Annotated in this window: 10 protein-coding genes and 1 tRNA gene; 5 read left to right on the top strand and 6 right to left on the bottom strand. The window is 70.4% G+C overall.

Going from position 1 to position 10,530, the window contains the following annotated elements:
- The 5 genes from G7A99_RS12665 to G7A99_RS12645 form a co-directional block, all read right to left on the bottom strand.
- Positions 1–76 (bottom strand) — tRNA-Phe (locus G7A99_RS12665).
- A gap of 36 nt (positions 77–112) precedes the next feature.
- Positions 113–1,129, bottom strand: coding sequence for an MBL fold metallo-hydrolase (locus tag G7A99_RS12660; protein WP_163140657.1), 1,017 nt, complete (start codon positions 1,127–1,129; stop codon positions 113–115).
- Complete coding sequence (locus tag G7A99_RS12655; protein ID WP_026320868.1) at positions 1,126–1,395, bottom strand: oxidative damage protection protein; 270 nt, start codon at positions 1,393–1,395, stop codon at positions 1,126–1,128. Before G7A99_RS12655 ends, G7A99_RS12660 begins: the two co-directional genes overlap by 4 nt.
- A complete protein-coding gene (gene mutY / locus G7A99_RS12650) occupies positions 1,392–2,468 on the bottom strand; it encodes an A/G-specific adenine glycosylase (RefSeq protein WP_163140655.1) in 1,077 nt (358 codons plus the stop codon). The genes G7A99_RS12655 and mutY overlap by 4 nt, the downstream gene beginning before the upstream one ends.
- Positions 2,468–4,618, bottom strand: coding sequence for an AsmA family protein (locus G7A99_RS12645; protein WP_163140653.1), 2,151 nt, complete (start codon positions 4,616–4,618; stop codon positions 2,468–2,470). The genes mutY and G7A99_RS12645 overlap by 1 nt, the downstream gene beginning before the upstream one ends.
- A 258-nt stretch (positions 4,619–4,876) precedes the next feature.
- Here G7A99_RS12645 and G7A99_RS12640 point away from each other — a divergent pair, with 258 nt between their 5' ends.
- From G7A99_RS12640 to G7A99_RS12630, 3 genes are all read left to right on the top strand, one after another.
- Positions 4,877–5,392: a host attachment protein gene (locus tag G7A99_RS12640; protein WP_018716661.1), complete on the top strand. Its 516-nt coding sequence runs from the start codon at positions 4,877–4,879 to the stop codon at positions 5,390–5,392.
- 95 nt (positions 5,393–5,487) lie between these two features.
- Positions 5,488–5,787 carry a ferritin-like domain-containing protein gene (locus G7A99_RS12635; RefSeq protein WP_018716662.1) on the top strand — a complete coding sequence of 100 codons (300 nt, stop codon included), beginning with the start codon at positions 5,488–5,490 and terminating at the stop codon, positions 5,785–5,787.
- 42 nt (positions 5,788–5,829) lie between these two features.
- On the top strand, positions 5,830–6,813 hold the full coding sequence (locus G7A99_RS12630) for a zinc transporter ZntB (protein ID WP_163140651.1): 984 nt from the start codon (positions 5,830–5,832) through the stop codon (positions 6,811–6,813).
- Between the two features lie 21 nt (positions 6,814–6,834).
- Here G7A99_RS12630 and G7A99_RS12625 read toward each other — a convergent pair whose 3' ends face one another.
- Entirely contained in the window at positions 6,835–7,722 is an 888-nt protein-coding gene (locus tag G7A99_RS12625; RefSeq protein WP_163140649.1) for a LysR substrate-binding domain-containing protein, read from the bottom strand.
- Positions 7,723–7,851: 129 nt separating this feature from the next.
- Between G7A99_RS12625 and betC the strand changes: the two genes are divergently transcribed.
- Both betC and G7A99_RS12615 read left to right on the top strand, forming a co-directional pair.
- A complete protein-coding gene (betC, locus tag G7A99_RS12620; RefSeq protein ID WP_163140647.1) occupies positions 7,852–9,444 on the top strand; it encodes a choline-sulfatase in 1,593 nt (530 codons plus the stop codon).
- A gap of 210 nt (positions 9,445–9,654) precedes the next feature.
- A partial coding sequence (locus tag G7A99_RS12615) for a glycine betaine ABC transporter substrate-binding protein (RefSeq protein ID WP_163140645.1) occupies positions 9,655–10,530 on the top strand: 876 nt, incomplete at its 3' end.

The raw sequence follows: 10,530 nt of genomic DNA, 5'->3' as shown, positions 1-10,530 counted from the left end.
TGGTGGCCAGGGAGAGAATCGAACTCCCGACACGGGGATTTTCAATCCCCTGCTCTACCGACTGAGCTACCTGGCCCGAGGTCGGGTATTCAACCGAATTAGGGCACCGGCGTCAAGGGGCGGTAAAGACCCACGCGCCGTCCCTCTCGCGCCGCGCCACGGCGCCGGTATGCCAGAGCCGGTTGAGGTGGGCGACGGCCTCGCCCATGGCGAAAAACAGGCTGTGGCTGTCCAGGCTGCGATCGAAGAGCAGCGGCAGTGCGTCCGCCGCGGTGAGCGGCCGCCGCCGGGCCTCGGCGAGGAGCACCTCGAGATGATGCCCGTGGTGGGCACGGAGCTCGGCGGTGCGAACATGCAGACCGCGGAACGGCCGGCCATGGGACGGCAGCACCAGGGTATCCGCCGGCAGGGTGTCGAGGGTGTCCAGCGAGTCCAGGAATGCCCCGAGCGGATCGGCGTCCGGCGCGGCCGGCGGGACACTGACGTTGCTGGAGATCCGCGGCAGGAGCTGATCGCCGGCGATCAGCACACCGTCCTCCGCGCGGTAGAGACAGGCGTGCTCCGGGGCGTGGCCGCGGCCGACGATCACGCGCCAGTCCGCGCCGGCGAGGTCGAGCGTGTCACCGTCCGCGATGCAGCACCCGATCTCCGGCATGCCGTCGACCAGGGGGCTGTACGTGTTGCCACGCCGACGCAGGGCGTCGGCCCGCCCGGCGTCGAGTCCGTGCCGGCGATAGAACGCCGCCACCGACTCGCCCGCCTCATCGTCGGAACTGGCCAGCAGCCGTTCCGCGGTATCGCGCTCGGCACGGGTCATCCACACGACGGCACCCGTCGCGGCCTGCAGCCAGCGCGCGAGCCCCATGTGGTCCGGGTGGAAGTGGGTCACGACGATGCGCCCGGGCGACCACGCCTCCAGCAGTCCCTGCCAGTGGGCGCGGTTGTCCGGCGAGCCCACGCCTGTGTCCACGAGCACGCGCTCGCCGGCAGCACCGTCCAGCAGCCAGAGATTGATGTGATCCAGGGCGAAGGGCAGCGGCAGGCGCAGCCAGCGCACGCCCCCGGCAACCGGCACCGGCTCGCCGAGGGCGGGACGCGGCAGGGGGTAATCCAGTGCGGCGGCGCTCACGCGTCCGGGCGGTAGTCCGGGGGCAGCTCGGAGCCCGAGCCGAAGAAGAACTTCTCCATCTCCTTCTCCAGGAACTCCCGGGCCTTGGGGTCCATCGGCGAGAGACGGTACTCGTTGATGAGCATGGTCTGGTGCTGCAGCCACATCTGCCAGGCCTCCTTGGAGACCTGCTCGTAGATCCGGCGGCCGAGGTCACCGGGATAGGGCTGCCTGGACAGGCCCTCGGCCTCGCGGCCGAGCTTCACGCAGTTAACGGTTCGAGTCATGGATCCTCCAGGCCCTTGAGCAGTCGCGCGACCGGCGCGGCGAGGCCGCGGGCGTCGCCGGAGCCGGCGTTATACCAGACGAGGTCGGCATCATCCATGACGGCCGTGCCCGGACCGGCATCCGCGCGCACCGGATGTATGTCCAGCGCGAAGTGGGTGAATACATGCCGCAGCGGCCGCCACTCGTGCACACCGTACAGCGTGAGGCCAAAGCGCCGGGACGCCTCCTCCGCCGGGTCCGTGTCGACGTCGCACTCCGGCGGACACCACAGTCCGCCCCAGATCCCGGTGGGCGGACGGCGCTGGAGCAGCACCCGGCCGTCGTTCCGGGTGATGAGCAGCATGCGCGTCGCCCGCACGGGTTTGTCACGCTTCGGCCGGCGCCCCGGGAAGGCCTCCGGCGTCCCGGCGGCACGGGCGTGGCAGTCCGACGCCAGCGGGCAGGCGCCGCAGAGCGGGCGGCGGCGCAGGCACACCGTCGCCCCCATGTCCATCATGGCCTGGTTGAAGGCGTCCGGCCGGGTATCCGGCGTGTGCGCCTCGGACCAGGCCCACAGCTCGCGGGCCACGGCGGTGCGCCCGGGCCAGCCGTCGATGCCGTGGTAGCGCGCGAGCACCCGTTTGACGTTGCCGTCGAGGATGGGATGGCGCTCGCCGCGGGAGAGCGAGAGGATCGCCCCGGCGGTGGAGCGCCCGATCCCGGGCAGCGACTCGACGGCGTCGATGCCGGCGGGAAATTCGCCGCCATGGTCCTCGACCAGCCGCTGCGCCGCCCGGTGGAGATTGCGCGCCCGCGCGTAGTAGCCGAGCCCGGACCACAGGTGCAGGACCTCGTCCACGTCCGCCGAGGCCAGGGCATGGACGTCCGGGAAGCGCGCCATGAAGCGCTCGAAGTATGGGATCACCGTGGTGACCTGGGTCTGCTGGAGCATCACCTCGGAAACCCACACCCGGTACGGCGTGGCAGGGCGCTGCCACGGCAGGTCGTGGCGGCCGTGGACATCGAACCACTCGACGACGCGGGTGGCGACGTCCGCCGCGGCGGCGTCCCGTTGTGCCGACAGCCCTGCCATCAGTCGCCGAACAGCCCCTTGAGGCGATCGCCGACCTTCTTCTCGATCTCCTCCTTGGCCTTGGCCTTCACCTCCGCCTTCTTCTCATCGACCTTCTCCTTGACGCGGCCCTGGGCCGCGCGCTGGAGCGCCTCGCCCACCGCGAGCTCGACACTGGGTCCGGTGAGCGGGCCGCGGAAGCGCAGCGGCACGGGCACACGCTTGAGTGCGGCGAGCTCCTCGCCGCCCTGCCCCTCCAGAGAGCCGACGACGTTCACGGTGAGGTTGTAGTCCATCTCGCGGCTGACGAGATTCACATCACCGTCGCCGTCGAGCCGCAGCAGCGGCGTCTTGGCCTGGAGGTCCTTGTTGCGGAGCACGCCGCCGTCGATCTGCACGGTGCCGGTAAGGCTACTGAAGTCCGTCCGGCGCTCGCCCGCCGCCTCCTTCACCGACTCACCGCGAAAGCGCGCCACGGCCTCGCGCAGCATCTGCGCGATGTTGATGCCCTTGACCGCCCCGTCGGTGAACTCGAAGCGCGCCTGGCCCTGGAGCGCCTTGATCAGCGCGTCCGTCTGGCGCCCGGCGGTGCTCGCCTGCAGGCTCAGGTTGGCCGTGCCGAGCAGCCGCTCGAAACCGGCCATGTCGGTGAGCAGCGGCCCGGCGCTGACGCCGCTGAGCCGCTCGTCCACCTGTACCCTGGGCTCCTCGCCGGTGGCGTCGACACGCACGTCGCCCTGGTAGTTGCCGCCGTAGAGCGCGGCGTTCAGCGGATGGACGCGGAGTTTGCCGTCCGCGGCCCTGACCACGACCTCCACGTCGCTGAGCTTGAGGCCGGAGACCGTGAGCTGGCCCACGGCGAGGCGGCCGTCCAGGTTGAGCGCCCGCAGGGTGTCCACGGGGATCTCGCCCGCCCCCTTGGCCGCGGCGCCGCCGGGGGTACCCGCCTGCTGCCCGCCCTCGGAGGCCGGCGGCAGGTAACGGTCCACGTTCAGGGACTCGGTGGAGAGATCGAAGGCGATCGCAGGGTCGGCGAAGTCGCTCACCGAGGCGGTCCCCTTCACCGTGGTGTCGTCCAGAGTGAGGTTCAGCGGGTCCGCGCGCAGCGTGCCGCCGCTGTAGCGCAGCTCGGTGCTCGCCTCCAGCCGCTTGAGGACGTCCGGATCACGGGTCTCCGGCACGGCCATGTCGAGGGCGTCCATCACCTCCCGCGGGCTCACCGCCGGCACGTTCAGCGACGCGGCGGCGACCGGGCCCTGATCCGTGGTGCGTACCTCGGCGTTACCGTGGAGCTCGGCACCCGCGCCGGCCACGCTCAGCTCGGGGATCCGGTAGGTCCCGCCGGCGAGGTCGGCACGGGCCTCGCCGCTGACGGTGACCGTCTGCTCCCCGGCAGGCACGCCGTCGCCGCTGGCGGTCAGATCGAGGGCGATACCGGTGACGGTCGCCTCACGCAGGGCATCGTCAACCTGCAGGGTCGCGGCGAGCTCACCGGCGAGCGACACCCCCTCGCCCAGCGAGGCCTGCCAGTCCGCCTCCAGGGGCACCGGCGCACCGAAGCGCACGTCCTCCAGCGATAGATTGAGCGGCTCCACGGCAAAGGCCGTGCCCGCGCCCTCGTCGCGGTAGCTGATGCGGGCGTCGCTCACCTCCACACCGTCGAGCCGGGCGTTGCGCACCATGGCCGGCAGCGCCGGGGCAGCGCCATCCTGCTGAACCGGGGTCAGCGAGACCGGTACCACCTGCCCCGCCGCGGCCTTCTGCGCCGGCGGCGTGAACTGCTCCCAGTTGGCCTCGCCGTCGGCGTTACGGATCAGGCGCAGCCTCAACCCCTCCAGGGTGATGGTGTCGAGACGGGGCTCGCCGGAGATCAGCGAGCTCAGGCCGACACCGAGCGTCACGCGCCCCACCTCGGCGAACGGCTCCTCGCCGAATCCGGGCGCGTCCGCCAGGGCGACGTCGTTGACGGCGAGCCCGAGGCGGGGAAAGAAGCTCAGCTCGATGTCGCCGTCTATGGCCAGGGAGCGACCGGTGTTGCGCTCGACAACGGCGGCGATGTCCTCGCGGTAGTCGTTGGGGTCAACGAACGCGACCACGGCGAGCGCCGCCGCCACGACGAGGGCGATCAACGCGATCACGACGATCACCACCCACTTCAGTAGCTTGCCCATACCGGTCCTCCTGACGGTGTCATGCCGACATTCTAGCCACATGGCCGGGGCGTTGTATTGCCCGTGCCGAGGGCTCGGCTCCTATACTGCGAAAAGGGGTTGACCGGGGCGTTAACGCCCCGATCCTTGAACCAAGGGACAAAAGGACAGGATGCGCCGGGCATCCTGCACTGTGTCATGGGGGTAAGGCCCGCGGGCGGCGCCGCCGCGGCGGGCCGAGGGGCCATGAATCACACGGCGTCATTACAGGAGACGACCATGACGAAGACCTGCGTTGTCGTTGCCGAGGGGGCCCGCGCCCGTTTCTTCACCCTGGAGCACGCGGAGGTGCCGGAGCTCGACGGCGGCCCGGACCTCGTCGAGCGCAACACCCTGATCAACCCGCGCCACCGAGCCCACGACGAGCACGTCTACAGCGACGGGCGCAGCGGCCGGAACCGCGGCCCGTCCGGCCAGGCCGTCACCTACGACGAGCACCGGGACGGCTTCGACGCCGAGCTCGAGGGACGCTTCGCCCGGGAGATCGTCACCGAGCTGCGCACGCTGCTCGAGAATACCGGCGCCGAGCGGGTCATTCTCTGTGCGGAGAAGCGGATGCTCGGTTTCGTACGCCAGGCCCTGAACGGCAGCACCCCGGAAGGCGCGCGGATCGTCGAGGTCCCCAAGGACCTCACCCGTCTTTCCGCCCGCCAGCTCCACGCCCGGCTGACCGAGGACGGGCTGCTGCCGGCACGGCGCAGCGGCGGCAACGGCGCGCGTCCCGGCGCCGGCTGACCCGGCTCCGCGCCGTCGCCGGATGACCGGCGGCGGCGCGGATAATAGGATGAACACTACCCGCAATCAAAGACACGGAAAGGAGAACGGCAATCATGGCAGCTGGAAGCGACAGCTATCACGAGCCACTCGAAGAGCTCAGCCGGGAGACGCGGCTGCATCACCAGGCGGTGGTATCACTGCAGGAAGAGCTGGAGGCGGTGGACTGGTACCGCCAGCGCGCGGACGCCTGCGGCGACGACGAACTGCGCGGGATCCTGCTGCACAACATGCGCGAGGAGCTCGAGCACGCCTGCATGTGCCTGGAGTGGCTGCGCCGTAACTACCCGGATTTCGACAGCCACCTGCGTGAATATCTCTTCAAGGACGGCCCCATCGTCGGCCACGACCACTGATCACCCCGCGCCCGCCGGGCGCGGCCACACCGGGGGCACTCCATGGAGGAGAGCAGGGCGACGGACGGACTGATCTGCGCATACGCCGCCGGCACACGCGGGCGGCTCGAACCCGCCGACGCCGCGGCCGTTGTCGGGTGGCAGGCGGGGGACGGCACGCTCTGGACCCACCTCGACCGCACCGCGCCGGACATGCACCGGTGGCTCGGTCAGACCGCTGGGCTGCCGCCCCTGCTGGTGGAGGCCCTGCTCGCCGAGGAGACCCGCCCGCGGCTCGCGCCCATGCACGACGGTCTGCTCGTCATCCTCCGCGGCGTGAACCTCAACCCCGGCGCCGACCCGGAGGACATGGTCTCGATCCGCATGTGGCTGGATCACGAGCGCCTGATCTCCCTGCGCGGCCCGCGCCTCCAGGCGGTGGAGGACGTCCGCACCGCCCTGGACGCCCCCGGTGCGCCGCGCACCCCCGGCGGGCTGCTCACCGCCCTCGCCGCGGGCCTGGTGGCACGCATGGGGCCCATCATCGCCGGGCTGGAGGAGGACCTGGACGCCCTGGAGGAGCAGCTCGTCGACCGCCAGGGCCGCGAGATGCGCCAGCAGCTCGTCGCCATCCGCCGCCAGGGCATCATCCTGCGCCGTTTCATCGCCCCCCAGCGCGACGTCATGCAACGCCTCGCCACCGAGGCCCTGCCCTGGCTGGACGAGACCGACCGCGGTCGCCTGCGCGAGACCGCGGACCGCATCACCCGTTACGTGGAGGACCTCGAGGCCCTGCGCGACCGTGCCGCCGTGGCCCAGGAGGAACTGGCCACGCGGCTGTCCGACCAGATGAACCGCACCATCTACGTGCTCTCGCTGGTGGCGACGCTGTTTCTGCCGCTGGGCTTCATCACCGGCCTGCTGGGGGTCAACGTCGGCGGCCTCCCCGGCACCGAGGACCCCGGCGCGTTCATCCTGCTCTGCGTCGTCCTCGGCGTGCTCGCCGTCGCCGAGCTGGTGCTCTTCCGCCTGCGCCGCTGGCTCTGAGCCCTCGCCCCGCGGGCGCAGTCACCCGCCGTCCGCCGCGGCGACCAGCCAGTCACGCAGTACCACCGCCTCCGTGCGCAGCTCGCGGTCGGCGGGCCATACCGCATAGAACGCCTCGTTCGACGGCAGCACCGCCCGGAACGGGGCCACCAGCGATCCCCGTGCGATCCGCCCCTCGACCATGGACCAGCGCCCCAGCGCCACGCCCAGTCCCTCCTCGGCGAGCTTGGTCGGGAGGATCGCCGTGTCGAAGTGCGAGCCGGATCCGCCGTCCACCACCGCGGACACACCGGCATGGTCCAGCCACTCGGGCCAGCCGGTGCGAAAACCGTCCACGTGCAGCAGCCGCTCGCCGGCCAGTCGCTCCGGCGCGCCACCGAGCCGCTCCGCGAGCCCCGGCGAGCACACCGGCATGAGGTATTCCCGGGTGAGGCGGACCGTCTCCAGCTCCGGCCATTCGTCGCTGCCGTAGCGGATCTCCAGGTCAACGCCGGACTCCACCACGTCCGTGTTCCAGATGGTCGAGACGATGCGCAGCTCGAGCTCGGGGTGAGCCGCGTACAGCGCGTGCAGCCGGGGCGCCAGCCAGAACTCGCCGAATCCGGGCGTGGCGCGGATCGTCACCTGGCCGGTGCGCTCGTAGCCGAACAGCGCCTCGGTGCCGTAGGACAGGCGCTCGAAGGCGTCCCGCACCACCGGCAGATAGGCCTTGCCCGCCTCGGTGAGCTGCAGGCTCTGCGGGAGGCGGTGGAACAGCGGCTCGCCGAGCCGGTCCTCGAGCAGCCGGATCTGCTGGCTGACCGCAGACTGGGTCACGTGCAGCTCGCGCGCGGCGCGGGTGAAGCTCATGTGGCGGGCTGCGGCGGCGAACGTGCGCAACCAGCTCGGCGGTGGCAGGCGGCTGTACATCGGGCCTCCGGGCGGGTCATTAGCTGAGCTAAGGCTAACATGCCGGATTCATCGATTGAGGCCCCGCGGCGGCCACCCGAGACTGGAGCGATTCAAAAAAACCGCCCTGACAACCCGCGGAGGGCATCCATGCCAGCCAAACAGCCGAACATCCTGTTCATCATGGCCGACCAGCTCGGCTCGCCGGTCCTGCCGGCGTACGGCCACCCGGTAGTGAAGACGCCCAACATCGACCGCATCGCCGCGGCCGGCACGGTCTTCGAGAACCCCTACTGCAACTCGCCGCTGTGCTCGTCATCGCGGGCATCGATGCTCTCCGGCCGGCTGCCCTCGGAGTTCAACGCCTTCGACAACGCCACCGAGTTCCCGTCGTCGACGCCGACCTTCGCGCACTATCTGCGCGCGCTCGGCTACCGCACCTGCCTCAGCGGCAAGATGCACCTGGTCGGGCCGGACCAGCTCCACGGTTTCGAGGAACGGCTGAACACCGACTTCTACCCGGTGGACTTCGGCTGGACGCCGGACTGGGAGAAGCCCGAGGAGCAACTGGAGTTCTTCCACACCATGGAGAGCGTGACCCACTCCGGCGTGGTCGCACGCAGCATGCCCATCGACTACGACGACGAGACCACCTGGCGGGCCGTGCGCCACATTTATGACGTCAGGCGCGACCCGCACGACGAGCGCCCGTTCTTCATCGCGGCCTCGCTGACACATCCCCACGACCCGTACCTGACCACCCGCGAGTACTACGACCTCTACCGCGACGACGAGATCGACATGCCGCGGGTACCGTTCATCCCCGTGGAGGAACGCGACGCACACAGCGCGCGGCTGTACTACCACTATGGCATGCACCGGGAATCACACACCGATGAGGACATCCGGCGCACCCGCCACGCCTACTACGGGATGATCAGCTACGTGGACGCCCGCGTCGGCGAGCTGCTGGACGCGCTGGAGCGCACCGGTCAGGCGGACAACACCATCGTGATATTCACCGCCGACCACGGCGACATGCTCGGCGAGCGGGGCATGTGGTACAAGATGAGCATGTACGAACGCTCCGCCTCGGTGCCGTTCATCGTCAGCCACCCCGACATCGCCGGCGGCCGCCGGATCAGCCAGAACATGTCCCTGGTGGACCTGTTCCCGACACTGGTAGAGTTCGCCTCCGGCGAGACCCCGGACCCGGTCGTCGCCCCGCGGCTCGACGGCAGCAGCCTGGTGCCGCTGATGGAGGGCCGCACGGACGGCTGGCCGGACACGGTCTACTCCGAATACATGGGCGAGGGCACCGCCGGCCCCTGCCTGATGGTGCGCCGCGGGCGCTACAAGTACGTCCACAGCGACGGCGAGGCCGATGCCCCCGCCGATCCGCCCCAGCTCTTCGACCTGGAGGCAGACCCGGACGAGCTCGACAACCTGGCCGGCCGCGATGAGCTGCAGGACGTCGAGCGCGAGCTCGCCGCGCTCGTCCACGAGCGCTGGGACGCCGACGACCTGCGCGAGCGCGTGCTGGATACCCAGAAGCGGCGCCGGTTCATCTACTCCGCGCTGTCGAAGGGACGCTTCCAGCCCTGGGACTACGAGCCGCGCTACGACGCCGCGAACAGATACATCCGTAACGGCGAGGTACTGGCCGAGCGCGAGGCCCGCGCCCGGCTGGAAGAACAGAACAATCCCAAGCTGGCCGCCGCCGCGGGAGGACGGCAGGCCTGACCCCCAGCACGTCACCGAAACCCGGCCCGCCACCGGGCCGGGGGGCGTAGTCGCGCACGCTCGCTCGACTACCCGGACCGGACCGGGCGCCACACACGATCAACGAAGCGCCCGTGCCGGCACGATTCGGTGAGATCACGCGGGCTGACACCCGCCTTCACCACGGTGCCCCCGCTCCCGGGGGCACCCGGAAACCGGGGAGGACCCACCATGATCCACCATAACAACCGCCGCCTGCGTGCGGCCTTGATCACGATCATCGTCGCCGCTGTCACGGCCCTCGCGCCGCTCGGCGCGTCCGCGCAGCAGCAGGCACCCATCCGCTTCGCGATCCAGACCTGGCCCGGCGTGACCGTCAAGACCGAGGTCGCCCGCCAGATCCTGGACGCCATGGGCTACCCGAGCACCCTCCAGGAGCTCAGCCCGCAGTTCGTCTACCAGGGCATCCGCACGGGCGACGTCGACGTCTCCCTGGGTGCGTGGATGCCGGCACACAAGGACATGGTCCAGCCGCTGCTCGACGACGGCGTGGCCGTCAAGTACGCCGCCAACCTGGAGGGCGCCGTACAGGGGCTGGCCGTGCCGTCCTATGTCTACGAGCAGGGCATCCACAGCGTCGAGGATTTGGTCGCCAACGGCGACGCCTTCAACCACAAGATCTACGCGATCGGCTCCGGGGCGGCCATGACCCGCGCCTTCCAGGACGCGGTCAAGGACGACTACATGGGGCTCGGCGACTGGAGCGTCGTGCCGAGCAGCGTCGCGGGCATGCTCGCCCAGGTGAAGCGCAAGACCGGCCGCAAGGAGGCCATCGTCTTCCACGGCTGGAAGCCGCACTGGATGGACATCGCCTACGACATCCGCTTCCTGGAGGCCGACCCCGAAGGCAGGCTCGCCGGCATGAAGACCACGGTCTACACCATCGTCGCCACGGGCTGGCCCGGGGATCACGCCCAGCCGGCGCGCTTCCTGCGGCAGTTCAACGTGCCCACGGACGCCCAGAGCCTTTGGATCGACCGCTACAACCGCCAGGACCAGCCGGTGGACGAGGTCGCCACCACCTGGATCCGCGAGAACATGGACCTC

It is taken from the genome of Arhodomonas sp. KWT, assembly GCF_010993615.1.
Note: the sequence above shows the minus strand (reverse complement) of the source record. Positions and strands in the feature narration are given on the sequence as shown.

Bases quoted from the DNA above. Each gene is read 5' to 3' on its own strand.
- G7A99_RS12655 (WP_026320868.1), bottom strand. From the start codon at position 1,395: ATGACTCGAACCGTTAACTGCGTGAAGCTCGGCCGCGAGGCCGAGGGC.
- mutY (WP_163140655.1), bottom strand. From the start codon at position 2,468: ATGGCAGGGCTGTCGGCACAACGGGACGCCGCCGCGGCGGACGTCGCC.
- G7A99_RS12645 (WP_163140653.1), bottom strand. From the start codon at position 4,618: ATGGGCAAGCTACTGAAGTGGGTGGTGATCGTCGTGATCGCGTTGATC.
- G7A99_RS12640 (WP_018716661.1), top strand. From the start codon at position 4,877: ATGACGAAGACCTGCGTTGTCGTTGCCGAGGGGGCCCGCGCCCGTTTC.
- G7A99_RS12635 (WP_018716662.1), top strand. From the start codon at position 5,488: ATGGCAGCTGGAAGCGACAGCTATCACGAGCCACTCGAAGAGCTCAGC.
- G7A99_RS12630 (WP_163140651.1), top strand. From the start codon at position 5,830: ATGGAGGAGAGCAGGGCGACGGACGGACTGATCTGCGCATACGCCGCC.
- G7A99_RS12625 (WP_163140649.1), bottom strand. From the start codon at position 7,722: ATGTACAGCCGCCTGCCACCGCCGAGCTGGTTGCGCACGTTCGCCGCC.
- betC (WP_163140647.1), top strand. From the start codon at position 7,852: ATGCCAGCCAAACAGCCGAACATCCTGTTCATCATGGCCGACCAGCTC.